General features: G+C 52.1%; 22 protein-coding genes. 8 read left to right on the forward strand and 14 right to left on the reverse strand.

Annotated elements, in window-relative coordinates:
* Nucleotides 1-177 precede the first annotated feature (177 nt).
* The gene (gene mdtM / locus HV237_RS20665; protein ID WP_047500795.1) at nucleotides 178-1,419 is read left to right on the forward strand and encodes a multidrug efflux MFS transporter MdtM; all 1,242 of its coding nucleotides are present in this window, start codon (nucleotides 178-180) and stop codon (nucleotides 1,417-1,419) included.
* 92 nt (nucleotides 1,420-1,511) lie between these two features.
* Here the strand turns inward: mdtM and metC are convergent, their stop codons facing one another.
* Together metC and HV237_RS20675 are read right to left on the reverse strand one after the other, a co-directional pair.
* Nucleotides 1,512-2,702 carry a cystathionine beta-lyase gene (gene metC, locus HV237_RS20670; RefSeq protein WP_181541592.1) on the reverse strand — a complete coding sequence of 397 codons (1,191 nt, stop codon included), beginning with the start codon at nucleotides 2,700-2,702 and terminating at the stop codon, nucleotides 1,512-1,514.
* 30 nt (nucleotides 2,703-2,732) lie between these two features.
* On the reverse strand, nucleotides 2,733-3,965 hold the full coding sequence (locus tag HV237_RS20675; RefSeq protein ID WP_003019196.1) for a dicarboxylate/amino acid:cation symporter: 1,233 nt from the start codon (nucleotides 3,963-3,965) through the stop codon (nucleotides 2,733-2,735).
* Nucleotides 3,966-4,184: 219 nt separating this feature from the next.
* Here HV237_RS20675 and HV237_RS20680 point away from each other — a divergent pair, with 219 nt between their 5' ends.
* From HV237_RS20680 to HV237_RS20695, 4 genes are all read left to right on the forward strand, one after another.
* Nucleotides 4,185-5,111: a LysR family transcriptional regulator gene (locus tag HV237_RS20680; protein ID WP_016151563.1), complete on the forward strand. Its 927-nt coding sequence runs from the start codon at nucleotides 4,185-4,187 to the stop codon at nucleotides 5,109-5,111.
* A gap of 75 nt (nucleotides 5,112-5,186) precedes the next feature.
* On the forward strand, nucleotides 5,187-6,467 hold the full coding sequence (locus tag HV237_RS20685; protein WP_016151562.1) for a DUF445 domain-containing protein: 1,281 nt from the start codon (nucleotides 5,187-5,189) through the stop codon (nucleotides 6,465-6,467).
* 97 nt (nucleotides 6,468-6,564) lie between these two features.
* Complete coding sequence (locus tag HV237_RS20690) at nucleotides 6,565-7,752, forward strand: MFS transporter (protein WP_047358395.1); 1,188 nt, start codon at nucleotides 6,565-6,567, stop codon at nucleotides 7,750-7,752.
* A gap of 190 nt (nucleotides 7,753-7,942) precedes the next feature.
* Entirely contained in the window at nucleotides 7,943-8,344 is a 402-nt protein-coding gene (locus HV237_RS20695) for a hypothetical protein (RefSeq protein ID WP_047358396.1), read from the forward strand.
* A 59-nt stretch (nucleotides 8,345-8,403) separates the two neighbouring features.
* Here the strand turns inward: HV237_RS20695 and HV237_RS20700 are convergent, their stop codons facing one another.
* From HV237_RS20700 to uxuA, 5 genes are all read right to left on the reverse strand, one after another.
* Nucleotides 8,404-9,441 carry a porin gene (locus HV237_RS20700; RefSeq protein WP_047358397.1) on the reverse strand — a complete coding sequence of 346 codons (1,038 nt, stop codon included), beginning with the start codon at nucleotides 9,439-9,441 and terminating at the stop codon, nucleotides 8,404-8,406.
* A 176-nt stretch (nucleotides 9,442-9,617) separates the two neighbouring features.
* A complete protein-coding gene (locus HV237_RS20705; protein ID WP_047358398.1) occupies nucleotides 9,618-9,827 on the reverse strand; it encodes a hypothetical protein in 210 nt (69 codons plus the stop codon).
* A gap of 646 nt (nucleotides 9,828-10,473) precedes the next feature.
* On the reverse strand, nucleotides 10,474-11,247 hold the full coding sequence (gene uxuR / locus HV237_RS20710) for a Uxu operon transcriptional regulator (protein ID WP_029139754.1): 774 nt from the start codon (nucleotides 11,245-11,247) through the stop codon (nucleotides 10,474-10,476).
* Nucleotides 11,248-11,468: 221 nt separating this feature from the next.
* Nucleotides 11,469-12,944, reverse strand: a complete 1,476-nt coding sequence (locus HV237_RS20715; protein WP_047358399.1) for a fructuronate reductase — start codon at nucleotides 12,942-12,944, stop codon at nucleotides 11,469-11,471.
* A 79-nt stretch (nucleotides 12,945-13,023) separates the two neighbouring features.
* Complete coding sequence (gene uxuA / locus HV237_RS20720; protein ID WP_016151555.1) at nucleotides 13,024-14,208, reverse strand: mannonate dehydratase; 1,185 nt, start codon at nucleotides 14,206-14,208, stop codon at nucleotides 13,024-13,026.
* 260 nt (nucleotides 14,209-14,468) lie between these two features.
* On the opposite strand from uxuA, the gene gntP reads away from it, so the two are divergent.
* Entirely contained in the window at nucleotides 14,469-15,812 is a 1,344-nt protein-coding gene (gntP, locus tag HV237_RS20725; protein ID WP_019078289.1) for a gluconate permease GntP, read from the forward strand.
* 48 nt (nucleotides 15,813-15,860) lie between these two features.
* Here the strand turns inward: gntP and HV237_RS20730 are convergent, their stop codons facing one another.
* Genes HV237_RS20730 through HV237_RS20740 form a run of 3 tightly spaced genes read right to left on the reverse strand, consistent with a single transcriptional unit; the run spans nucleotide 15,861 to nucleotide 18,703 of the window.
* Nucleotides 15,861-16,553: a lactate utilization protein C gene (locus tag HV237_RS20730; RefSeq protein ID WP_016151553.1), complete on the reverse strand. Its 693-nt coding sequence runs from the start codon at nucleotides 16,551-16,553 to the stop codon at nucleotides 15,861-15,863.
* Nucleotides 16,546-17,973 carry a LutB/LldF family L-lactate oxidation iron-sulfur protein gene (locus tag HV237_RS20735; RefSeq protein WP_047358400.1) on the reverse strand — a complete coding sequence of 476 codons (1,428 nt, stop codon included), beginning with the start codon at nucleotides 17,971-17,973 and terminating at the stop codon, nucleotides 16,546-16,548. The genes HV237_RS20730 and HV237_RS20735 overlap by 8 nt, the downstream gene beginning before the upstream one ends.
* Before the next feature lie 10 nt (nucleotides 17,974-17,983).
* A complete protein-coding gene (locus tag HV237_RS20740; RefSeq protein ID WP_016155592.1) occupies nucleotides 17,984-18,703 on the reverse strand; it encodes a (Fe-S)-binding protein in 720 nt (239 codons plus the stop codon).
* A gap of 580 nt (nucleotides 18,704-19,283) precedes the next feature.
* Here HV237_RS20740 and HV237_RS20745 point away from each other — a divergent pair.
* A complete protein-coding gene (locus HV237_RS20745; RefSeq protein ID WP_016151550.1) occupies nucleotides 19,284-20,837 on the forward strand; it encodes an L-lactate permease in 1,554 nt (517 codons plus the stop codon).
* Between the two features lie 471 nt (nucleotides 20,838-21,308).
* On the opposite strand, the gene pdxY is transcribed toward HV237_RS20745, so the two are convergent.
* From pdxY to HV237_RS20760, 3 genes are all read right to left on the reverse strand, one after another.
* The gene (pdxY, locus tag HV237_RS20750) at nucleotides 21,309-22,166 is read right to left on the reverse strand and encodes a pyridoxal kinase PdxY (protein ID WP_016151549.1); all 858 of its coding nucleotides are present in this window, start codon (nucleotides 22,164-22,166) and stop codon (nucleotides 21,309-21,311) included.
* A gap of 11 nt (nucleotides 22,167-22,177) precedes the next feature.
* Entirely contained in the window at nucleotides 22,178-23,443 is a 1,266-nt protein-coding gene (locus HV237_RS20755; protein WP_016151548.1) for an aromatic amino acid transporter, read from the reverse strand.
* Nucleotides 23,444-23,631: 188 nt separating this feature from the next.
* Nucleotides 23,632-25,002 carry a tyrosine phenol-lyase gene (locus HV237_RS20760; protein ID WP_016155590.1) on the reverse strand — a complete coding sequence of 457 codons (1,371 nt, stop codon included), beginning with the start codon at nucleotides 25,000-25,002 and terminating at the stop codon, nucleotides 23,632-23,634.
* Nucleotides 25,003-25,780: 778 nt separating this feature from the next.
* Here HV237_RS20760 and symE point away from each other — a divergent pair.
* A complete protein-coding gene (gene symE / locus HV237_RS20765) occupies nucleotides 25,781-26,143 on the forward strand; it encodes an endoribonuclease SymE (RefSeq protein ID WP_047358401.1) in 363 nt (120 codons plus the stop codon).
* Between the two features lie 62 nt (nucleotides 26,144-26,205).
* Here symE and tssD read toward each other — a convergent pair whose 3' ends face one another.
* Nucleotides 26,206-26,691 carry a type VI secretion system tube protein TssD gene (tssD, locus tag HV237_RS20770; protein ID WP_016151545.1) on the reverse strand — a complete coding sequence of 162 codons (486 nt, stop codon included), beginning with the start codon at nucleotides 26,689-26,691 and terminating at the stop codon, nucleotides 26,206-26,208.
* Nucleotides 26,692-26,709: the final 18 nt, after the last annotated feature.

Raw genomic sequence — 26,709 nt, forward strand, 5'->3', positions numbered from 1 at the left:
CTGACTCGAGTCTGAAAACGTTTCTCCTGTTTGCGCCTCGCGCAGGCAGCGTTTTTGATTACATGAAATTCAGTACATTTGCAGTCTGCTTTTTTCTGTCATCGGTCTGACGTCTCAAAGACGGTATTGAATTTCGCTATTCCCGTTGAGGGTTTTCTCCCGAAAAGGAGCTGTTTTATGCAACGGATTCTCGCGTTTTTCTCCCAACGCACCACGACGCTATTTTTTCCTGTCGCGTTGATTTTATATGACTTCGCCGCTTATCTGTCGACGGACCTGATCCAGCCAGGCATCATCAATGTGGTGCGTGATTTCAACGCCGACGTCAGCCTGGCCCCCGCTGCGGTGAGCCTCTATCTGGCTGGCGGCATGGCGCTGCAATGGCTGCTGGGACCGCTTTCCGACCGGATTGGCCGTCGACCGGTGCTGATTGCGGGGGCATTAATCTTTACGCTCGCCTGCGCTGCCACGCTATTGACCACCTCAATGACGCAATTTCTGGTCGCCCGATTTGTACAGGGCACCAGCATCTGCTTTATCGCTACCGTTGGCTATGTCACGGTGCAGGAGGCGTTTGGGCAAACGAAGGCCATTAAGTTAATGGCGATAATCACCTCCATTGTGCTGGTTGCGCCAGTTATCGGCCCGCTCTCCGGCGCAGCGCTGATGCACTTTGTACACTGGAAAGTCCTGTTTGCCATTATCGCCGCCATGGGGCTTATCGCCCTGATAGGGCTAGCGTTAGCAATGCCGGAAACCGTTAAGCGCGGCGCGGTGCCGTTCAGTGCACGCGGCGTACTGTGTGATTTCCGCGACGTTTTCCGCAACCGGGTATTCCTGTTTGGCGCAGCCACGCTGTCGCTAAGCTATATCCCGATGATGAGCTGGGTGGCGGTCTCGCCGGTGATCCTGATCGACGCTGGCGGTATGAGCACATCAGAGTTTGCCTGGGCGCAGGCACCGGTGTTTGGCGCGGTGATCGTCGCCAATATGGTGGTTGTTCGTTTTGTGAAGGATCCAACCCAGCCACGCTTTATCTGGCGGGCGGCACCCATTCAACTGAGCGGACTGGCGGTGCTGATTGCCGGCAATTTGCTGTGGCCACACGTCTGGCTGTGGTCGGTGCTGGGAACCAGCCTGTATGCGTTTGGCATTGGTATGATCTTTCCGACGCTGTTCCGCTTTACGCTGTTTTCCAACAACTTACCGAAGGGTACGGTCTCGGCGTCGCTGAATATGGTCATCCTGACGGTGATGGCGGTTTCTGTCGAAATCGGACGTTGGCTGTGGTTTAACGGCGGCAGGATTTCGTTTCATCTGCTGGCGGTTGCGGCGGGTATTGCTGTCGTCTTTACCCTGGCAGGCTTACTGAAGCGGGTTCGCCAGCATGAAACAACAACGTTAGCCACTGAAAACTAACAAGCCGGATGGCACTGACGCTTATCCGGCCTATGTCGTAGTGATAGGCCGGATAAGGCGCTTGCACCGCATCCGGCAACCATCACATTATCTTAAGCAATGCGCGCAAACCCTGCTTCCAGATCGGCAATCAGGTCGCCAATATCCTCAAGGCCAATATGCACCCTGACCAGTGTGCCGCTGAAATCTACCTCTCCGGCTGGGCGAATGCTGTTCAGCTCTTCCGGCTGATTCGCCAGAATAAGCGACTCAAATCCGCCCCACGAATAGGCCATATGGAACAGCGAGAAGTTATCGAGGAAATTCGCCATCTGCTCGTCGGTCAGTCTCTTTTTCAGCACAAACGAGAACAGGCCTGAGCTTCCGGCAAAGTCACGCTGAAAATACTCGTGCCCCGGGCATTCCGGTAATGCCGGATGATTCACCCGCGCCACTTCCGGCCTTGCCGACAGCCAGCGGGCAATATGGATGCTGCTCTCCTGATGCTGCTTAAGACGTACCGCCAGGGTGCGCAATCCACGGCTGCCGTTGTAGGCCGTATCGGCATCCAGCGTTTGCCCCATCAAATAGGAGTTCTCGCGCAGACGATCCCAACAACGCGCGTTGGACACCGCCGTGCCCAGCATGCCGTCCGAATGACCGATGGTGTACTTCGTTCCCGCCTGAATGGAAATATCCACGCCATATTCCAGCGCTTTGAACAGCACACCCGCCGCCCAGGTGTTGTCGATCATAATGACAATCTCCGGATTAACCGCGCGGATAGCTTTCACCATCCCCGGTACATCCTGGACTTCGATGGTGATCGAACTTGGCGATTCGAGAAATACAACTTTCGTTTCCGGACGCAGAAGATCAACGATACCAGCACCAATCAACGGATCGTAATACGTTGTTTCCACATTGAATTTGCTCAGGATCTTATTGCAAAAATCCTGGGTTGGCTCGTAGGCCGCGCCCGTCATCAAAATATGATCGCCACCCTGAACAAACGCCAGAATCGCATTGGTCACCGCCGCGGCGCCGCACGGGTAAAGCGCGCAACCAACGCCGCCTTCCAGTTCGCTCATTGCCTTCTGGAAGGCAAAGTGGGTGTAGGTTCCGCGACGACCGTAAAACAGCTCGCCATTTGCGCGATTGGCGGTGGCGAATTTTTTGTCTTTCACGGTATCAAACACCAGCGAAGAGGCGCGCTGGATAACCGGATTCACCGCTCCCTGGGTGTAGCGTTTGTCGCGACCCGCAACAACTAATTGCGTCTCAAGCTTCATTGCGTCTTTCATAACATCTCCTGTTCTTAATCCGTGTGAAACCTATACCACCGCAGCAGTAGAGTTTATTTCAGTGTTGGTCTGCTTTTTTCCAGCGAACCGTTCAACAATCTGCGCCGCATTCAAATCATGGATAACGTTAATCAGTGTGGCAGGCGCATCGGTAATCGTGCCCAGCACTACCAACATCGGGATCGCTTCCATTGGCAGGCCCAGCGTAGTGACGATAAAGATTTCACCGAGGAATGCCCCGCCCGGTACGCCGCCGACGATAATGGCGGAGAGCACCGCAATCAGCATGGTCAGGAAGAAGGTCTCGGTGGTGAACTCCATGCCCAGCACGGAATAGATAAAGACAATTTTCAGCGCGGCAATCATCGCCACGCCACCTTTGTTCAGGTTAACCAGTAGCGGAATGGAGACATCAACGATTTCCGGGTTAATCCCCATCGCCTTACCGGCACGCAGCGTCACCGGGAGAGTCCCCAGCGAAGAGCAAGTCCCCAGCGCAGTCGCAGACGGTTCAATCGCATTACGCCAGAAAGCTTTGACCGCCGGAATACCGCCGCCAATATACGAATAGAGAATTGAGCCAAAAACAAAGTAGACCAGCGTGGCCACCATGAACAGACCGATGGCGCGAGCAAAGGTCAGCAGCAGTGCAGAGTCCTGACTGGCCATAGTGGCAGCGAAATAGCAGCCCAGGCCAATCGGTGCGACCTTCATAATGATCGAAACGATCTTCATGATCACGGTATTGGCATCTTCCAGCAACGACGCAATACGCTTACCGGCCTGATCCGATTGACCAATCGCCACACCAGCAATAATCGCCATCACAATCAGCGCCAGAATATTGGACTTAGAAAACAGTCCGATAAAGTCGCTGGTCGTGATCATGCTGACAAAATCCATCTTACCGCTGCCCGCCTGCACCGACTGCGAAAGATCGATAGTGACGCCCTGCGCCGGGTTATACCATAGCGCCAGCGCGACTATCCCGGCGGCCGGAATAAAGGCCATTGCGATCGAAACAATAAAGATAATCGCCATAATGCGCCCCAGCCTTTTCAGGTCGGTCATACTGGCGATCGAAGACATGACGCTGATCCCCACCAGCGGCACAATAATCATAAATAGCAGATTTAAGAATATCTGGCCGATTGGCTGGAGTTTACTTGCAAACGAGGGGGCATAAATACCTAATAAGCCGCCAATCACCAGAGCAACTAATAAAATAATCGACGATCTGTAGGGTTCGAGTCGTGACCACATAATCGGTACCTTTAGAATAATATTTAATGAGATTAAATTCACAATGTGATGAGTTTCCGTTTCGCCTCCTTTTATTTTGTGACGTAACTCACCTAAGTTGTTATTTTTTCATTTTGCCAGCAAGTTATTTCCTGTGATTCAATAGTTGCATGTTTAAAACGCGAATGTAACGGCCTATTCGTACCGTTTTTGCAAATCACTTGTGAATAAAAGGAAACTATGAGTACGCCGATTTCACTCAAGCATCTGGAGTTTTTCATTAAAATCGTCGACTGCGGAGGATTGTCAGAAGCCGCGGCGCAGCTCAACGTCTCGCCATCTGCGGTCAGCAAAAGCCTGGCGGCAATGGAAGATACGTTAGGCACGACATTAATTAAACGTACCACCCGCAGTATTACCCTGACCGATGCCGGGCAATATCTCTTTAACCGCGCCAATAAGCTTTTGAAAGAATTCGATGAAACGCTGAATACCACCTCCGGTTATTACCACAGCCCGCAAGGTGAATTACGCATAACCTGCTCAATTGCGTTTGGTTATTCCCGGCTGGTGAACCTGGTGGATAAATATCGTTCCCAGTTCCCAGATGTGAATCTGTATATCGATCTCAACGATAACTTCGTGAATCTGAACGAAACAGATTTCGACATCGCCCTGCGAATCTCCACCGCACCACCGCAGAACTACGCAATGCGCAAGCTGGTGCCTGTCCGCTGGGCGTACTGCGCCTCACCCGGCTACCTTGCCAAAAAAGGCATGCCCCAGCGTCGTAGCGATCTGGTCAATCATGATTGCCTGGTTTACCCAGGTCTCACGCCGGTGCTGAAGGTGGCGGATGAACAGGATCGTCTGCATCAGTTAAAACTGCATATGCCTATCCAGGCCAACAGCAGTCTGGTATTGCTGAAATCGGTGTTAGAAGATCAGGGAGTGGCGTATTTGCCCACCTATCTGATTGGCGATCATATTCAAAAAGAAGAGATAACGCCGCTGATGCTCGACGGCACCATCACCTGCGAAACCCACGCCCTGTATGCGCTCTATTTTCCCAGTAAGTACAGCAATCCGAAGGTGCGATCGTTTATCGATTTTCTGGTGGCGGAACTCGGCCCCTTACCCGCCTGGGACAACTGGATCCCGGAGTAAGCTTTGCTCGTCTGAAAATGGGAGGCGCTCCACATTTTTTGCGCGATCCCCCCGTCTGGCTCTATCCTTAAGCCTATGAATAAAATTGCTGAACTCAAACGCGCCAAGCGACTGGCGCTCTCATTGCTGCTGATTGCCGCCGCTACCTTCGTCATCACGCTGTTTCTGCCGCCTAACTTCTGGGTGCTCGGGATCAAAGCGATCGCCGAAGCGGCGATGGTCGGCGCGCTGGCGGACTGGTTCGCCGTGGTGGCGCTTTTTCGTCGGGTACCAATCCCGTTCATCTCGCAACATACGGCGATTATCCCGCGCAATAAGGATCGGATCGGGGAGAACCTTGGTCAGTTTGTGCAGGAAAAATTTCTCGACACCCAGTCCCTGATCGCCCTGATCCGCCGCCATGAACCGGCGTTGTTGATCGGTAACTGGTTCAGCCAGCCGGAAAACGCCCAGCGAATTGGCCAGCATCTGCTGCAAATAATGAGCGGTTTTCTCGAACTCACCGACGACGCCCGCATTCAGCGGCTGATCAAGCGGGCGGTGCACAAAGCCATCGACAAGGTCGATCTCTCCGGTACCAGCGCGCTGATGCTGGAAAGCATGACCAAAAACAACCGCCATCAGGTGTTGCTCGACACATTGATCGCCCAACTTATCGCCCTGCTCCAGCGCGACAGCTCGCGGGCGTTTATCGCCCGACAGATCGTGCACTGGCTGGAGACCGAGCATCCGCTGAAAGCGAAGATCCTGCCGACTGAATGGCTGGGCGAGCACAGCGCCGAACTGGTGTCTGATGCCGTTAATTCCTTACTGGATGACATCAGCCACGATCGGGCGCATCAGATCCGCCACGCCTTCGATCGCGCCACGTTTAAGCTAATCGATAAGCTCAAACACGATCCGGAGATGGCCGTGCGGGCCGAAAGCATGAAAAACTATCTGAAGGAAGACGAAGCTTTCAACCGTTATCTTGGCGAACTGTGGGCAGACCTGCGCCAGTGGGTGAAAACCGACATTAACGCTGACGATTCGCGCGTGAAGCAGCGCATCGCCAGCGCCGGACAGTGGTTCGGCGAAACACTGGTTGCCGATAGCGCCCTGCGCGCCTCACTGAATGGGCATCTGGAGCAGGCCGCGTATAAAGTTGCGCCGGAGTTCGCCACCTTCCTGACGCGCCACATCAGCGACACGGTGAAAAGCTGGGATGCGCGCGATATGTCGCAGCAAATTGAGCTAAACATCGGCAAAGATTTACAGTTTATCCGCATCAACGGCACGCTGGTCGGCGGTTCTATTGGGCTGGTGTTATATCTGTTGTCGCAAATTCCTTCCCTGCTGACGCTGGCGAATTTTTAAGGAGAAAGTAAAATCCCTGTTTTTATTTTACTTTTCATTATCATTTGCACATGTAATATAACAATTATCAAACTAACAGCGTGAAATGAGAGTCCGTATGTCCGAGGGAAGCCCCGATTCAAATCGTCATGCCATCAGCGTCGCGCTCTTTGGCATGCTGGTCTTAACGCTGGGCATGGGAATTGGACGCTTTCTGTATACGCCGATGCTCCCGGTACTGCTGTCGGAAGGTCAGTTTACGTTTGACCAGCTCTCCTGGATTGCCAGCGCCAACTACGCCGGATATCTGGCGGGAAGCCTGCTCTTCTCCTTCGGGCTCTTCCATCTTCCCTCACGTTTACGCCCGATGTTGTTAACTTCTGCGCTCGCTACCGCAGGGTTGATTCTGGCAATGGCAAGCGTTAAGCAGCCCGCGCTGGTGATGATGATCCGTTTTCTGGCAGGCGTCGCCAGTGCCGGTATGATGATCTTTGGTTCGATGATCGTCCTGCATCATACCCGGCATCCCTTCGTGATCGCGGCGTTGTTCTCCGGCGTTGGCGCAGGCATTTTGCTGGGCAATGAATATGTCATCAGCGGTCTGCATTTTGCGCTGTCATCGCACACGCTCTGGCTGGGGGCAGCGGCAGCCTCCGCGCTGTTCTTTGTGCTACTCGTTATGCTCCTGCCATCTCGCGACCATGCGCTCCCCGCCGCCACACCGGTAAAAACAGAGCATCAGCCTATGTCCTGGTGGCTGCTGGCGCTACTGTATGGGTTGGCCGGATTTGGCTACATCATTGTCGCTACATACCTGCCACTGATGGCGAAAAGTGCCGGGTCGCCGCTGCTGACGGCCCATCTCTGGTCGTTGGTCGGCATATCGATTATTCCGGGTTGTTTCGCCTGGCTGTGGGCTGCCCGACGCTGGGGGGTATTGCAATGCCTGACGGCGAATTTACTGATCCAAAGTGCCTGCGTGGTCATGACGCTCGCCAGCGACTCCTTGCCGCTGCTGGTGATAAGCAGCGTGGGTTTTGGCGCAACGTTTATGGGGACCACTTCGCTGGTCATGCCGCTCGCCCGTCAACTTAGCGTACCGCGCAATATTAATCTGCTAGGCCTGGTCACCCTGACTTACGGCATTGGGCAAATACTCGGGCCGCTCTTAACCAGCCTGCTGGGAAGCGGCGCTCAAGCGATCGTTAATGCCACGCTATGCGGTGCCGTCGCCTTGTTTATTGCGGCACTGATCAGCCTCACACAATTATACAAACAGCGTTTCGCCTCCCCCAAAAGGGTATAATCGACAACCTTATAAACAGGTATCTTAGGATTAGTCCGCAATCAAATGTCAACATTTAATAAACCACAAATAATCGGCAATTACCCGCCAGACAATTTATAATCCCCGGCTGTTCATTTATAAACTCAATTTAAAATGCGTAAAAATGGACATATTAACTCAGCATCAACACTATCTTCGGGAAAAGTACATGTCATGGTTTAAAAAAATACTACTGGGGTTAATTATTTTGGTGGGTTTAATTGGCACGCTAAAGGATTATAAAGACTTTGGCCTGTTTGGCGCGTTAGGATTGTTTCTTATATTCCTGTTAACAACAACATTTTTATGGCAATGGGCCTCTGGCAGGTTACCAAAGATAACCCAGCTTCAGGCCGTATTTATTTTACTGGCCAGCGCGGTAGCCTCAATTTTTGTTATCAATATGGCAATTGCCGGAAATTTGCATGTGGATTTAATGGAGGTCATGTACATTACCATTACGCATAATCCACTTTTTTACCTGATTCTCTGCGTGGTCGCATGGGTAAAGGTGGGCATCTGGCAATGGCTGTTTAGCGGTGGACAGGTCAAAGAGAGGCAGCCGGTTTAAACACGGCAGAGGTAAAAAAGGCGTCTTAACTAAGACGCCTTTTATGCTAGTACAACAAATTAGAACTGATAGGTCAGACCCGCAACAACCTGGTTGTCGTCGTCTTTGCCATCGAGCAGGTTAATTTTGTAACCCACATCAGCCACGATGTTTTTGTTGAAGTAGTAATCCGTGCCCAACGCTACGTATTCAGTCAGGTCATTATTGTTGTTGTCACGCGCGTGAACGTAACCCACGTTCGGACGCAGACCAAAATCAAACACATACGCAGCCATTGCTTCAAAGTGCTCAGCTTTATCCGCATCCTGAATCAGGTTGTGGGACTCGCCATACATGGTCGCGACGTAGATGGCATTAGCATCATATTTCAGACCCGCGCCCCAGAACTCTGCGTTTTCGCCATCCCATTTACCGTCTTTATTGCCTTTCTTTTGGGCTGCTGTGATTGAACTATTTGTGTAGGTCGCAATAGCAGACACGCCGGAATCCGCAATGTTGTCATAGCCCAGGGAGAAGCCGTAGCCGTTACCGTGCTGCTTAGTCAAATTAGGTTTTGTCGGGTCTTCCGAGTTGGCATCACCTTTACCCTGGTATTGCGCACCAATGTTCAGACCATCAACGGCTCCAAAGAGATTTTTGGTGCGGAGTGTTGCAACGCCAGCAGTACGTGTAGTAAGGAAGCGGTCAGTATCTTCAAAGGAGTCGCCGCCGAACTCTGAAAGAGTGTCAGTGTAAGCTCCCACGTCATAAGCAATACCGTAGTTACGACCGTAGTCAAAGCTAACGTCATGGCCATAATCCAGGCCAGCAAACGCCAGACGTGTATTGACGCCATTCTGAGAACCTTCTGCTTTAGAGGCATCAAACTGACTTTCAAATTGGCCATAACCGGTCAGTTGATCGTTGATTTGTGTCTCACCGCGAAAACCCAGACGCGCGTATGTACCGTCGGCATCGGTGCCGCCAGTCCAGGAATGGACCGCTTTTACTTTGCCGTACAGATCCAGTTTGTTGCCATCTTTATTATAAATTTCCGCTGCATGAACGGAGGTTACCCCTAATACCATTACAGCTAATGCCACTGCTGACTTTTTCATGTTATTACTCACTTTTAATTGTGAATTTTGCTATCAACTTTGTTATGAAGGCAGAATACCCGCATAAAAAAGCCCCCTATGGAAAAGGGGAAAACCTCTAACACACCAATGAAGGTAATAATAAAGTGGCAAGACACATATCATTTTGGGTTAAATAAAACCCGAACAGAGAGTAATTACTTGGATTCTTCGCTTACGCTCTCATTAACAGAGCGATATAACATTATTGCTTCGGCAATAATATCTTGTTTACTTTTACGGGTTTCAAATGCCAGCGTACGAACATATTCCCACAGAGAGGTATCGACACGGGCACTTAAAAGAACCATATCTTTTGAACGGGTACCCCTGGCCTTTCTAATATCGGGGTAATCTCGAGAGGGCATTATCATCTCCTGAACGCAAACACGCTTATGGCGATGAAATATGCAGTCAGTGTAAAAACATGTCAACGGCAAAATACAGTGACAATAGTAATGAAACTGTTAATAACGGACAAAAAACTGGAACAGCATTTCAAATGAAAGATAACTTGATTATAGAATAATGTGTAATTTTAACTTTACATATATTCACTTTTATTCATTTGATTAAAAAAGCCAGAAATATTGACAATAAACATGACCTCAAATCAAAACATCATTACAGCCAATAAGTTACGTGCCGTTATTAATGTCTACATTTCCGTGAAGCGCCTGTTTTTATGCACTGTTATTCCGGGCTGCCTCGCTCTGACCACCGCGTAAATCAGTTTGATTCTCACTTAACACAGGCCCGTTTTGTCTAAAAATAAGCACGGAAAGGTAAAAATAAGGTAAACGATGCATTTTTTCGCATGCAAAAATAAGTTGTTTTTAATTGATATAAATCAATTTTCACCGCGTAACGACGGCGGAAAAATCATCATCTGAGGTGATGGAAACCTTTTTTTACGTGACGTTCATGACGAGAAAAAGCGTTGTTATGCAATAAGCTTTTGTGCTGAAAAGTGTCGCGCGGGCTGCAACAGCCCGCATGGGAGAGGAAGGAAAATCAGGCGTTAACTTTATCCAGCGGCCAGGAATCAAACAGATAACCATCAAAGTCGATATCATCAACATTTGAAAACTCCAGCAGGCGCTGTTTGACGTTTTCCAGATGCTGCCACATTGCCAGCTTGGCTGCGCGGGCATCCTTTTTGATTAATGCCGCCAGGATCTGTTTGTGGTCGCCCATCCACTCTTTACGGTAATGGGTATCGTCGAGGTGGCTATGGAGCTGGATCCACATCGGGTTGTTTTCACGCCACTGCCATGACTGGCGAAACAGCTCCACCAGCATGCTGTTATGCGTGGCTTCGGCTATGGCGAGATGGAACTGCATGTCGCCGCTTTCAGAACCGTTCGCTTCGCTGGAGGCCAGCTCCCGCTCTTCCAGCTGTAACGCCTGGCGCATTTTAACGATATCTTCACGCGTTGCCTGCAGCGCGGCGAATTCGGCGATATTGCTTTCCAGCAGCTGTCGCGCCTGCAGCAGCTCAAACGGGCCAGCGTCATTGCAATGATTGACATCCGTACTGTCGATGGTCTGCGCATCTGCATTGTCGAGTACGTAGATCCCGGCGCCGCGACGCACGTCCACCAGACCTTTAATTTCCAGCATAATTAACGCTTCGCGAACCACCGTGCGAGTGACGTTGAGCATCTCAGCAATTTCACGTTCCGGCGGCAAACGCTCCCCGGGCTGGTACGGCGTCTGGACAATCAGATCGCGGATCATTGCACCCACTTCCTGGTAGGGTCTTTGTTGAGAAGTGTTCGATTTCATCGTGTTATGTCCGTCAGATGCGTCAATTCAGATCCGTAGGCCGGATAAGGCATATGCGCTGCCATCCGACACCTGTGCCGTTGGCTGATGGCGACACTGACGCATCTTATCAAGCCTACAAAAAACGTTTTTTCGCCTGAACTATAGCATTTGCGGGAAGCCAAAAACAGAAAACGGGTCAACCAAATCAGCATTTTGATTGACCCGTCATACTTCGGGGATTATGCGTCAGCGCCTAACGCCGCAACGCACTCGCGTGCACCGTGTTCACACAGCTGTTGATACGTCGCGATAATTGTCCCCACAAAATCAGCGTTTTCCGCCAGATCATGGCCAAAAATGCCGCTCAGCCCCAGCAGCGCCGTCACGCGTTCGGCCCCCTGGAACTGTTGGTTAATGCGCTGGAACTCAGCCAGCAAGGGGTCGACAACATCAATGGCCTGCCCCTGTTCATCCACGCCACGGGTATAGCGCATCCAGCCCGCCACGCCCAGCGCCAGGTGACGCCAGTCGCTGGCGTTTTGCAGATGCAGACGCACCGGATCCAGCAGGCGCTGCGGCAATTTCTGGCTGCCGTCCATCGCAATCTGCCAGGTGCGGTGACGCAGTGATGGGTTGCTGAAACGCTCGATGAGCAGCGTCGCATAGGCGTTAAGATCGGTGCCTTCCGGCATCGACAGCGTCGGCGCTTGCTCCTGCATCATCAGCGCGAACGCCGCTTTGCGGTACGCCGGATTTGTCATGGTATCAGCGATAGTTTCATAGCCGCCGAGATAGCCCAAATACGCGAGGAAAGAGTGGCTGCCGTTGAGCATACGCAGTTTCATCATTTCAAACGGCACCACATCGGCAACGAACTGCGCACCAACGTTGTCCCAGTCAGGGCGACCGTTGACAAAGTTATCTTCGATAACCCACTGACGGAATGGCTCACAGGCGATAGCACACGGATCGTACACGCCCAACTGGTCGGCAATCTCTTGCAACGTTTCTGGCGTCGCCGCCGGAACAATGCGGTCTACCATGGTGCACGGGAAAGTGGCGTTAGCCTCAATCCACTGCGCCAGCTGCGGGTCGCGCGCCTGCGCCAGACCCAGCACCGCGACTTTCGCCACATGACCATTTTCACGCACGTTATCGCAAGACATCACGGTAAAGGCCGCAAGCCCTTGCTCACGACGCAGATGCAGCGCCTGTACGATGTAACCAATCGCCGATTTCGGCGCGCCTGGATTCGCCAGATCGTGTTTAATCAGCGGGTTATTGAGATCTAACTGTCCGCTGGCAGCATCGGTGCAGTAGCCTTTTTCCGTGACCGTCAGCGAAACAATTGCCGTCTGCGGGCGCGCCATAGCCTGTAAAATACCATCACAACCGTCAAGCTCCGGGTGCAACGCTTCTTTCATCGAGCCAATCACTTTCAGCACGGTGTTGTCCGCGCCTTTTTCCGCCACGGTATACAGCAGTTGCTGTTTGCGCAGGTTTTCAATCAGCACGCGATCGTTACCCGGCATCAGGTTAACTTCACAGATCCCCCAGTCGCTGTCGGTGGTTTCCAGCAGATGATGGGTGTACAGCGCCTGATGCGCGCGGTGAAATGCGCCGCATCCCAGGTGAACAATGCGGGATTGCAGGCGCGAGCTGTCCCATGCAGGGCGAGCAACCGGCAGGTTGCTATTGGCAATTGTCGTTGTCATCGTGAACTCCAGAACCCGTTGAATGACCAACGGAAGAGAAAAGAAAAAAGCCGGCCAGGCAGGTGACCGGCAACTCGCTTTAGCGGCTAAAGAAAGCGCGCTGGATAGCCATCTCAACGCCACGTACTTCCGCCAGCCCTTTCAGGCGACCAATCGCGGAGTAGCCTGGGTTGGTTTTCTTTTTCAGATCGTCAAGCATCTGATGGCCGTGGTCCGGACGCATTGGGATCAGGTCCTCTTTACCCTCGGCTTTACGGCGCTGCTCTTCCTCAACGATCGCTTTCACGACTTCGTACATATCGACGTCGCCGTTAAGATGCGCCGCTTCATGGAAGGTTTTCGGGTTATCTTCACGCAGCGTGGAGCGCAGGTGGGTGAAGTAAATACGTGGGCCAAACTGTTTGATCATGTCGACCAGATCGTTGTCCGCCCGGACGCCGTAGGAGCCGGTGCACATGGTAAAACCGTTCGCCATGCTGTTGACCGTATCGACCATCCATTGCATATCTTCCACGGTGGAAACAATGCGCGGCAGGCCGAGGATTGGGCGCGGCGGATCGTCCGGGTGTACCGCCATCCGCACGCCTGCTTCTTCCGCCACAGGAATAATTGCTTTCAGGAAGACGGCAAAGTTCTCACGCAGTGCGGCTTTATCGATATCTTTATAACGCGCAAGATGCTGGCGGAACTGGTCAAGTGTATAGCCCTCTTCCGCGCCTGGCAGACCGGCGATGATATTGCGGGTCAGACGCGCTTTGTCTTCATCGCTCATGGTGGCAAAGCGTTCATTCGCCTGAGCAATCTCTTCGGCGGTGTAATCCGCTTCCGCGCCCGAGCGTTTGAGGATGTGCAGCTCAAAGGCGGCGAATTCAATCTGGTCAAAACGCAGCGCTTTGGAGCCGTCCGGCAGGACGTATTCCAGGTCGGTACGGGTCCAGTCGAGAACCGGCATGAAGTTGTAGCACACGGTACGAATGCCGCACTGGGCCAGGTTACGCAGGCTTTGCTGGTAGTTGGCGATCCACTGCTGATAGTTACCAGAACGGGTTTTAATGTCTTCGTGGATCGGTACGCTTTCGACGACCGACCAGACCAGGCCCGCCTGCTCAATAATGGCTTTGCGTTTTAGGATCTCATCAACCGTCCACACTTCCCCGTTCGGGATATGGTGCAAGGCGGTGACCACGCCCGTGGCACCCGCCTGACGTACATCCGCTAAGGTGACCGGATCGTTAGGACCATACCAGCGCCATGTCTGTTCCATCTTTTATTCCTCATTTACGTTATGGACTCGACGATATGGCACATAAATTCCTCCTTTTGGTATGACATGTCAACCTGAAGGAACGAATTGGTTAACCAAATCACGATTTTTGCTGATTAGATCGCCATTTTACGGCCATAAAACGCAGTAAAGATGTAAATATGTAACGCAATGTGACATTCATCGCATCAATGGTTAACCAATACAAATAACATCTCAACCAAAATCATAATAGTTCAACCAATAAAGGTAGACGTTATATGCATGTTCTCAATATTCTGTGGGTCGTATTCGGCATCGGTCTGATGCTGGTGCTCAATCTAAGATTCAAAATAAACTCGATGGTCGCCCTGCTGCTGGCGGCGCTCTCGGTCGGCATGCTGGCGGGTATGGACTTAATGGCGCTGCTGCACACCATGAAATCCGGCTTTGGCAGCACGCTGGGTGAGTTGGCGATTATCGTGGTATTCGGGGCAGTCATCGGTAAGCTGATGGTCGATTCCGGAGCGGCGCATCAGATTGCTCATACGCTGCTGGCTCGACTCGGGCTGCGCTATGTACAGCTGTCGGTGATCATTATTGGTCTGATTTTTGGCCTGGCGATGTTCTATGAAGTGGCGTTTATTATGCTGGCGCCGCTGGTGATCGTCATTGCCGCAGAAGCGAAGATCCCGTTCCTCAAGCTGGCGATTCCTGCCGTTGCCGCCGCCACCACCGCCCACTCTCTGTTCCCACCGCAGCCAGGTCCGGTCGCGCTGGTTAACGCCTACGGCGCTGACATGGGTATGGTCTACATCTACGGTATTCTGGTGACTATTCCGAGCGTGATCTGCGCCGGGCTTATCCTGCCGAAGTTCCTCGGCAACCTCGATCGCCCGACGCCGTCATTCATGAAGGCCGACGTACCGGTTGACCAGAACAATCTACCGTCTTTCGGCATCTCTATTCTGGTTCCACTGATCCCGGCGATCATCATGATCTCCACCACCATCGCCAACATCTGGCTGGTGAAAGGAACGCAGGCGTGGGAAGTGGTCAACTTCTTAGGCTCCTCGCCAATTGCGATGTTTATCGCCATGATTGTCGCCTTCGTGCTGTTTGGTACCGCGCGTGGTCACGACATGCAGTGGGTGATGAACGCCTTTGAAAACGCGGTGAAAAGCATCGCCATGGTGATCCTGATCATCGGCGCGGGCGGCGTACTGAAGCAGACCATTATTGATACCGGCATTGGCGATACCATCGGTATGCTGATGTCGCACGGCAATATTTCGCCATACATCATGGCGTGGTTGATAACCGTGCTTATTCGTCTGGCAACCGGTCAGGGCGTGGTCTCAGCCATGACGGCGGCGGGGATTATCAGCGCAGCCATTCTCGACCCGGCAACCGGTCAACTGGTGGGCGTCGATCCGGCGTTGCTGGTACTGGCGACGGCGGCAGGCTCCAACACCCTGACCCATATCAACGATGCCTCGTTCTGGCTGTTCAAAGGCTACTTTGATCTGTCGGTGAAGGATACGCTGAAAACCTGGGGTCTGCTGGAGCTGGTGAACTCCGTGGTTGGTCTGATTATCGTGTTGATCATCAGCATGATTGCATAACGTCGATACCGCTCTGGCCCACAGCCCAGAGCGGTTCTTTCTCCTGCCTTAACAATCCTCAATAATCAGATACACCGCCTTCACCGGGCCATGCACCCCAACCACCTTGATAAGCTCAATATCCGCCGTCGAGCTGGGTCCGCTGATAATGTTAATGCACGACGGCATACGCTCACCGGCCTGCGCTTTCTGATGCAGTTTTTCTGCCAGTTGCGCCACGCGCGGCAGGATGGTGCTTTTACGCAGCACGAAAATCGAGGACTCCGGCAACAGGCTCAAAGAACGCCCGCGCTCCGGCGCGGAAAACAGCACCACGCCGCCGGACTCGGTCAGGCCATACTCGGCATACACTACGCCGACTTTCGCCTGCTCGGCCTCGGTAATATTTTCGCTGCCTCGCGCCGGATCCCAGACCACGGCGTTGCATTCCTGCTGCAAACGTTCGGTGATGCCCAGCGCCACCAGCCGGCTGTCGCCGCTCAGCACTACCGGCTGACCCAATTCTTCACACAGGCGTAGCGCTGCTTCTGCGGCCTGGTCCTCGCGAGTCAGTTCACAGCGGGCCAGCATCACTTCGCTGGCGAACTGGATAAACGCATCGCAGCGCTGCTGCGGGCTAAGTTCGGTCAGGCGCTCGTTGGCATAATTGTTAACCGGCGCGGCATCCGCTTGCGGTTCGAAACGCGGCGGGCGACCCAGCGCCTGGGCGATGGTGTTTAAAAACGCGGTACGGTTATCCATTCTTTTTCTCCTGCGCCTGATGTTTCTTAAACCAGCTGCGGAAGCTCTCGCCGTCAGCATCAGGCAGATCGCGCGCCTCCATCCAGTCACCAATCGCGCCAACCTTGAGCGGGGTTTTCCCGCCATTGATAAACCAGCTTGCCGCATGCGCGCCCGCCATCATCCCCACTTTCCACAGCCCCGGATGGCTATTGGCATAAGCGAACATTTTGATCGCCCGTCGCTCGGCTTTCGGGGTAATGCCCTCCTCGGCCATCACCCGACGATGACGCAGGATCAGTTTTGACAGCGGAATACGCACCGGGCAGACACTGTCGCAGGCCGTACATAAGGAACAGGCGTACGGCAGGTCTTTAAAATCTTTATAGCCGCCGAGCAGTGGAGAAATCACCGCGCCAATAGGGCCGGGATAGATCGAGCCATAGCCGTGTCCGCCGATGTGGCGATACGCCGGGCAGGTGTTCATACAGGCCCCGCAGCGGATGCAGCGCAGCACATCGCGAAACTCAGAGCCCAGCACCTGCGAGCGACCGTTATCGACAATCACCAGGTGGAACTCTTCCGGTCCGTCCACGTTATCCGCCTCACGCGGGCCGGTCAGCCAGGTGTTATAGCCCGTCAGACGAGCGCCCACGGCGCTGCGCGCCAGCATGGTGATCAGCACATCCACATCGGCAAAGGTTGGCGCGATACGCTCCATGCCCATCACCGCAATGTGCGTTTTCGGCAGCGTGGTGCACATGCGCGCGTTGCCTTCGTTGGTCACCAGGCATACTGAACCGGTTTCCGCCACGGCAAAGTTACAGCCGGTAATACCGATTTCGGCACTCAGGAAATCCTCGCGGATCTTCTGGCGAATGAACAAGGTCATGGCTTCCGGGGTTTCCGGGCCGTCATACCCCAGACGCTCGTTCAGCACGCGGCGGATCTGATAGCGATCTTTATGAATAGCCGGGACCACGACGTGCGAAGGCGGATCCTGATCCAATTGCAGGATGTATTCCCCGAGATCGGTTTCGATCACCTGGATTCCCGCATCCTGCAGGACATGGTTGACGCCGATCTCCTCGGTCACCATCGACTTGGACTTCACCACCTTCTTCGCGTTTTTGCTTCGCGCGACCTGCAGAATGTAAGCGGTGGCCTCTTCTTTGGTTTTGGCGAAATAGACGTGGCCGCCGTTTTGCGACACTTTCTCGGAGAGTTGATACAGATAAGCGTCGAGGTTGCTCAGCACGTGATCGCGGATCTGGCTGGCACGATCGCGCCAGTCTTCCCAGTGGCCTAACTCATCGACCATTTTTTGTCGATTTGCGCCAATACGCTCCTGCGCATTGGCCACGGCTTTGCGCATGATCGGATCTTCTATCTGCTGACGAATGCGCAATTTAAATTCTACATCGCTGGTTTTTATTGACATCTCTTTCCCCTCAGCGGCTCATCAGCACTTCAGCAATATGCATCACTTTGACCGGCTGGCCTTCCCGTTGCAGTCGACCGCCAATGTTCAGCAGGCAACTGACGTCTGCGCCAATCAAATATTCCGGCTGCGCATCCATCAAATGTAAGACTTTCTCTTTCACCATCTCGCCGGATATCTCGGCCATTTTGACCGAGAACGTCCCGCCAAAGCCGCAGCAGGTATCCTGATCGGCAAACGTCAGCAGCTCCAGCCCGCGCACGTTTTTCAGCAGCGTGAGCGGCTCTTCCTTCACCCCCAGCTTCCGAGTCAGGCTACAAGAGGGATGATAGACAGCGCGGCCCTGCAGGCTGGCGCCGACGTCCACCACGCCCAGCTTGTTGACGATAAAGGAGGTGAGATCCTGCATACGCGCGGCGACTTTTTCGGCACGCAGCGCCCATTCCGGTTCATCGGCCAGATACGTCGGATAGCTTTTTACCGCGTAGGTACAGGAGCCTGCTGGCGAGATAATCGGATCGTCGTTATCTTCCAGGGCGGCGATCAGGTTTTTCATCCCAGGGATCGCCTCTTTGATGTAACCGCTGTTGATGGCTGGCTGACCGCAACACCCTTGCTTCTCGGGGAAATTAACGCGACAACCCAGTTTTTCCAGCAGCAATACGGAGTCTCGTGCCATCCGTGATTTCAGTGCGTCACCAATGCAGGTAACAAAGAAATTTACATTCACAATAACTACTCCATTGCTTCATTTCTGTTTATTGCGCTTGATATCGCGATATCAAGCAAAGGTTCAGCCGTATTTCACGCCCAGTTTTTCTGTTTGCTGTTTTTACTAATGCCTGGGTTCATGGTGATGCTCGGGTCGTTTTCCTTTGATACCGACTCTCCGCTTCTTAAGTCAGGACAGTCGCATATGTCTGTATTTTCATTTGTATGACAAAACCAAATAATCCCCTAATCACCCCCCATATGCAACAACCAGGTTTATTTCTTTCGGTCTCGCTCACATTTTTATATTTAAAACCACAGCGTTATGAACACCTTAAAAACAGTTTCAGGTGCTTACTATTCTCATCGCCAGCATTATTAAAAAGGTTATCATATAACTATTTATAGGTATTAAGCTTACTCTTAAGTATATTTACCTGGCATTGGTTTTTAATTAAAAGATTACAATAGTTACAAAACTACAAATCATAATTACTTTATTCACTGAAGCGATTCAGTTTACATACTTTATTAATCCAGCAATGTAGCCTCCCCACCATAAATATAAATCAGGTTTAATGAACCAATCAGGAATAGCAATGAACGAATATTTTATGTTTGCCCTGGCACTCTCTCCTTTACTACTGATGGTATTTTTAATATTGAAATTGAAAATGCCCATCCATTATTCCGTGTTGATCTCTTTGGTATTCACTGCCGCGCTGTCGGCCATATTCTGGGAAATGCCCGTACAGAATCTGAAAGCCGCGATAGGCTATGGCGCACTGAAGGGTTTATGGCCGATTGTGATTGTGATCCTCGGCGCCATCTTCAGTTATAACGTCATGCAGGCGACCAAGGCGCTGGATATTCTGCGCGATATTCTCGCCAGCATTAGCGAAGATAAGCGTATTCAGGTGCTACTGATTTCATGGTGCTTCGGCGGATTCCTTGAAGCCGCGGCAGGTTATGGCACGGCGGTCGCCATTCCGATCGGCATTCTTATTGCGCTGGGATTCAACCCGCTGAAGGCGGCGATCGCTTCTCTCGTGGCGAATACCGTTCCCACCGCGTTCGGCGCGGTCGGGATCCCGGTTTCTATTCTGGCGGAACAGGTTAATCTGCCGGTGTATACCTTAGGCGGAACCATTATTCTGCAGCTCGCGCTGTTTAATATCCTGCTGCCGTTTGTCATTGTCTGCATTATTGGCGGCGGCCTGAAAGCCATTCGTGGCGTATTTCTGATCACGCTGATTTGCGGCATCACCACGCTGGTTCCGCAATATTTTGTCGCCATTCATCTTGGCGCGGAATTGCCCGCCTTTGCCGGTAGCCTGGTCAGCCTGTTTGCCGTGGCGATGGTCAGCCGCCTGCGCAAAGGGAAAACCGATCCCGAGTGGCGCATTGAGGTCAGCCATACCCGCGAAACCACGCCGCGCTCGGCAAAAGTGTTGTTCCGCGTAGGCTCTATCTATCTGTTTATTTTTGTTTTTATCCTACTGTGCTCACCGCTGTTCCCGACGATCAAAGGCGCGGCGTCCCAACTGGCCTCGGTGCTGCATTTCACGCTCGCCGACGGCAACACGCTGGCGCTGAAAGTTGAATGGGTGACCACGCCGGGGATGCTGATCATCTTTGCGACCCTTATCGGCGGTTTTATTCAGGGAGCGTCCGCGCGCGGGATGCTGGAAGTGTTTATCAAAACCATTTTCCAGCTTAAAAATTCCATTGTGGCGATTATGGCGATTGTCGCGCTGGCCACGGTGATGGATCTCAGCGGAATTATCTCCACGCTGGCCCAGTCGATTGTCGATCTGACCGGCAGTTCCTACGTCTTCCTCGCCCCGGTGATTGGCGCGCTGGGCACGTTTGTTACCGGCAGCGATACCAACTCGAATATTTTGTTCGGCAAACTGCAAACCATTGCCGCCAGTAAACTGCATATCGATCCCAACTGGCTCGCGGCGGCGAATACTTCTGGCGCAACGGGGGGGAAAATGATTTCGCCGCAGAGTATCGCCATTGCGGTTTCAGCCACCAAAATGGACGGACAGGCCAACCAGATAATGTCTGGCACCATGAAATACTGCTGCGCCTACATTGTGATCCTCGGCCTGAAAGTTGGTCTCTTTTATTACTGGTTTATGGCGTAATCCATTGTCAACCCCGTCAAATTCACGGCAACCGTATTTGACGACGCGGTGACCAAAAAGGTTTACACCGCTTCAGGATCGAAACGAAGCGACTGACTTTACGATTTGTCGGCGCTGACTAAAATAGCGCCGATGTTTCAAATCGAGGATTGTTGTTATGTTGTTCTGGAAAAAGATGGTGAAGAAGTTCGACGCCTTTTCCGCGTTGATCCCACCACGCTACTTCCGCGTGTAATGCCTGGTGCTAATGCCTGATGGCGCTTCGCTTATCGGGCCTACGTTTCACGCTCATTTGTAGGCCGGATAAGGCGCAAGCGCCGCATCCGGCAGCAGAGAAAAATGTTCTCCCCTTTCACTTACGCAGCCCGCACGCTCTTAACACCCTGACCCACAGACGAAGCCATGCAAAACGGTAGATCAGCGGATGCTGAAATCGTAGCAGTGTCAGAAACATAGAGCCTCCTTGCGGCGCTACAGCACCGTTGCCTGATAGCGAATTTGCGGCTCCATTATCTGGTGACGCGCGTCTATCAGCCGCAGTTCATACGAGTCGTGCTCTTTCGTCAGCCGCATCACCGCGTCGACGACACTGGTGGTCCGCTCCAGCGCCTGCTTGTCCTCATAACCGTTGAGCAGTGAGGCCAGCATCACGCTGCAAATCAGATCCCCAACGCCCACCGGCATTTTGGCAAAGGTATACAGCGGCCGGGCGATGTGTAACGTCTGTTCCGCCGTCACCAGCAGCATTTCAAACGCCTGTTTGTCGCGCGAGCAGTCGCCGAGATGTTTCACCAGCACCTTCTTCACGCCCCACGCCACCAGCTGCTGCGCCGCTTCCACCACCTCGTCAAAACTACGTAGTTGTCTGCCCGTCAGCACGCCCAGCTCATAGAGATTCGGCCCCATCACATCAGCCAGTTGAATGGCGTCATCGACAAAAAAGGACTCCACGCCCTGCGCGACGATGCAGCCTTTTTGCGGGTCGCCCATCACCGGATCGCAAAAATAGAGCGCCTGGGGATTACGCTGGCGAATGGTGGTGACCGCGAGCTTCACCTCTTCGCAATGGCGTTTGTCCCCGAGATACCCGGACAGCACGGCATCGCATTGCGCCAGTTTTTGCAGGTCATCCAGCCCGCTGATGATGGCGCTCAGCTCGCCGTGCGGCATTGCCATGCCCTGCCACATCCCGTACTGGGTGTGGTTGGAAAACTGTACGGTGTAAAACGGCCAGACATCGATCCCCGAGAGCTGCATCGGCAACACGGCGGCTTTATTTCCGGCATAGCCATAAACGACTGACGACTGAACAGACAACACGTTTTTCATTTTGACTCCGTCTAGCGAAACGTTGGCAGCAGACCAAATACGTCCAGAACAACCGTCAGATAGACAACCGCCCCACAGACAATGACCAGATTGAGCACGGTGTTATTACACGGCGCGGTATAGCTGGCGGTCGGAAAACGTTTCCGCGCCGCTTTCACCAGGAACGGCGGCAGGATCACGCTCCAGATGGTAAAGGCCAGACCGGCGTAACCAATGGCGTGCACAAACCCGTTCGGGAAGAAGAAGCACACGGCGGCTGGCGGGAAGTAGGTCACCAGCGCGGTTTTCAGGCGACCCATGCCGTCATCCGGGAAGTGAAACAGGTCGGCGATGTAATCGAACAGGCCAAGCGTCGCCGCCAGCAGGGAACTGGCTACCGCAAAGTTGCCGAAGAAGGTCAGGATCAGATCCATATAACGGCTGGTGAACAGCCCGCTGATAGCCTCGACAAACACGTCGATATTGCCGCCTTTGGCGATAATCGGTGGGAATGAGGAACGACTGATGTTGCCCATCGTGACGCCCAGCCAGAAGATATACAGCAGCAGGGCAAACAGCGTGCCGATGATAATCGAACGCGTAATATTCGAGATCCCGCTCGTGCCATACAGCTTAACCAGGCTCGGCACATTACCGTGAAAACCAAACGAGATAATGCAGAACGGCAACGTCATCAGGATATACGGCAGATACTGCGAATTAGGCAGCGCCACCGCCACGCTGTCGACAAGTTTCGCCACTTCGATATGCCCCACCAGGCCAGAGAAGGTGGCAAAGAACGCAATAAACTTACCGATAATCAACACGGTAGTAATACGTCCAACCAACAAGGAGCTGTACCAGGCAATCGCCCCGACCAGCATACTGACGATCACCACCGAGATATTCGCCGGAAAGCGCACGCCGCTGTATTTGAACACGGTTTGCGCCATCACCGCCGACGAACCAGAGATATAGGCATAGGTCAGAATATACAGCACAAAGCCGAAAGCGATACCGACCACAATATTCCACTTTCGGCCTAATAAATCCTGAGTAAAAGTATTAAAACTGGCACCGGCGCCATAATGCAGATTAACTTCGACCAGCATCAGACCGGTTAATAACATCATGATGGCGATAAACAGAAGAATAACTGACGCACCGGGGAACCATACGCCAGCCATCGCAATCGGCAGGGAAAACATCCCTCCACCCACTACGGTCGCGATAACCAACATGGTTCCGCTAATCAGTCCGGGGGTACTACTCTGTCGCTCAATGGCATTAATATCCATGATAAATGTTCCTGTAGACTATTCGTTATAATTACAGCTGTCATTTGTACATCATGCGGATAATAAAAATGTCGGAGTCAGGGTTTACTTTTGTAGTTATGTCACGGTAACGGGCACCGCAAAGGCTTCCTGTTCATGGAAAAGAAATACAAAAAAGCCCCATCCTGAGATGGGGCCATAATTATTATTTAGATATAGTCAAAGCGTGCAGTAAAGAAACGGAGCTGCTTCGGCTCGTAAATAAACTTCAGCCCGCGAATATCTTCTTTGTGCTGGTAAAGTTTAATAATACCGTCAGCCACCACATCCATATGCGCGTAAGTATAAACGCGGCGTGGAATAGTCAGACGCACGGTTTCCAGTTTCGGCCTGTGGTGTTCACCGGTCACGTTATTACGGCCCGCAGAGATAATTCCGCGCTCCATACTACGTACGCCGGTTTCCACATAGATACTGGCAGCCAGGCTTTGCGCCGGGAACTCGTCCTGCGTCAGATGCTCGCAGAAGCGACGCGCATCAAGGAATACCGCGTGACCGCCCACCGGTTCAACAATCGGTACACCAGCGGCTTTCAGCTTGTCGCCCAGATAGCGAACCTGCTTCACGCGGTGCTCGATGTACTCATACTGCATGGCTTCGCGCAGACCAATCGCCATAGCTTCCATGTCGCGTCCGGCCAGGCCGCCGTAGGATGGCATACCTTCGTAAACAACGACTAACTCTTTGGCAGAAGAGAACATTTCGTCATCGTTCATGCACAGGAAGCCGCCGATATTCACCAGACAATCTTTTTTACCACTCATGGTACAACCGTCGGCGTAGCTGAACATCTCATGCACGATCTCTGCGATGCTCTTGTTCTCAAAGCCCTGCTCTTGCTCTTTGATAAAGTAGGCGTTTTCTACGCAGCGGGTAGCGTCGTAGAACACCTTAATGCCGTGTGCTGCAGTCAGTTCACGCACCGCGCGCATGTTAGCCATGGAGACCGGCTGCCCGCCTGCGAGGTTAACCGTGACTGCCAGGCAAATATAGGCAATATTCTCGGCGCCTTTTTCATCAATCAGTTTTTGTAATTTTTTAAGATCGATATCACCTTTAAAAGCAATATTCAGACCGGCATCGTGCGCTTCGTCACGAACGATATCGACAAACACCGCACCATTTTTTTCCTGGTGATAACGGGTGGTAGTGAAATACATATTCCCGGCAACATATTGCCCCGGTTTAATTGCCAACTGCGATAACAGGTTTTCTGCGCCGCGCCCCTGGTGAGTAGGAACAATATGTTTAAAGCCAAACAGTTCCTGCACGGTTCTTTCCAGATGATAGAAGTTTTCGCTGCCCGCGTAGGCTTCATCACCCATCATCATTCCGGCCCACTGCTTGTCGCTCATTGCGTTGGTGCCACTGTCTGTCAGCAGGTCAATATAAATATCTTTCGAATTTAACAGGAAAGTATTGTATCCCGCTTCTTGCATTTTCTTAAGGCGTTCATCACGCGGGATCATAGATACAGTTTCAACGCTTTTAATACGGAAGGGTTCTGCCGGATAATTCATTTTGTTTCTCCAGTAACAGTGGTCATGTACGTATTAATGTGAAGTAAAGCATACCTGGTTCATCAATAAAGTCTGATGAAATATAACTATTCGCCTCCTGAGTCAGGGGGAGAAATAATGTGGAGGCACTATGCAAGATTTAATTGATTATGGAAATAGCCAGGTCAACATTAATCACTGGCAATAATTTAAAAAGCTGTAAATGTAGGTGATGCAAATCACACGTCGTTTTTTTACCCGTTCATATTCAACAAGTTTTTTTTTGCGTGTTGATTTGCCATTTGCGATGGTGCCCCCGTGGAGAGGGGAAATACTGAAAACTTAACTTTCCAGTCTGTGCTCATACTGTATTGCTGAATGAGTACACCCCATTTTGTGAGAGTCGGATCACTTCACGGGTTTATATTTGTGATTCACATCACTAAAAGTGTAAAGCAAAGTGTACAAAACGGCGTTGTTTCAGAGTTTTCTATTTGCTTCAGTGAGTTAGATCGCATTTTTGGCCTGATACAGATGGGCGTTATTTTCTGGAAATGGCAGGTATCAGGAGGATGGGACAGGAATGAATTTATACGGTGAATAATACTATGTTTATTGGGATAGAGAGGATTTCTATTTATTCCGAAAGCGTGCTAATCGCGCTTATTTCATGTTATTTACATCTGGACTTCCCGCCAATTACTGGGGTAATTTACAGGGGTTTTATTAGCGCGATGCGAAGGTGCGCCAACACCTCCGCATCGCTAATCACAGTAACTATTATCGAGGAATAGCGACCATGACTGATACGCATTGTATTGCAGTTTCATTTGATCCAGAAGTGTACGTCGCAGATAACCGTTGCCTGAAGGTGGGTTATGCGAGCGGTTATCCTGATTACAGCCGTTTGCCGGTGAAGTATGTCCAGTTTCCGTCCATCGTGATGAAGGGCCAGTGGCTTAAAGCCGCCGGATTCGACACCGGCACCCGCGTCGATGTGCGCGTCATGCAAGGCTGCATTGTGTTAACCGCCCGCGCGCCCGAACCCGAAGAGTCAGAACTGATGAAATCCCTGCGCGCCGTGGAAAAGCTCTCCGCGCGTAAGCAAAAGCAGGTGCTGGAGTTTATCGGGGTGATTGCGGGGAAAACGGCGAAGGGGTGAGAGCGTGATGGTAATTGAGGCGCCGAAGGGCGCCTTTTTTGGGGTATTACGCCACTTTTGCTTTATGCCGTAGTGCGTTCGTTCCAGGCGTCGGTATATTGAATATTGCCATCTACAATACACCAGGTGATTTTTTCATAGCGCAGTTGTACGCTTTCCAAATGTCCGGTTCCCGTTACCGTACGTGTGTCATGCACGATTGGTGTCACTGATACAACTTTTACACCTTCAAGCAGGGTATTAAAGTATTCCACTTCCTGGCCTGCGTCGTTTATGTGATAGAACTTAAGTTCCGCACTTTGAAGTGTCTGACCTGTCGCAACTGCTTTGTAAAGGTATGGGCTGGAGGAATCGATCTCTTTGTCAAAAAGAAATGGGCCATGTTGGCGTGTGCCGGTTAGCTTTCCAGTGGCACCATCGGTTGGAATGCTAAGGTTATGTGTTAAACCACGTAACTCAATACTGCCTTCACGTCCCTGGACATCCGAGCCTCCACGAATCATCGCGCCACCATCGTCTTTTAAAAATAAATGAACGGGTACAGCCATTTTCAACACTCCTTGTAA

It is taken from the genome of Citrobacter sp. RHBSTW-00570 (assembly GCF_013739755.1).
GTDB classification, from domain to species: Bacteria; Pseudomonadota; Gammaproteobacteria; order Enterobacterales; family Enterobacteriaceae; genus Citrobacter; species Citrobacter braakii.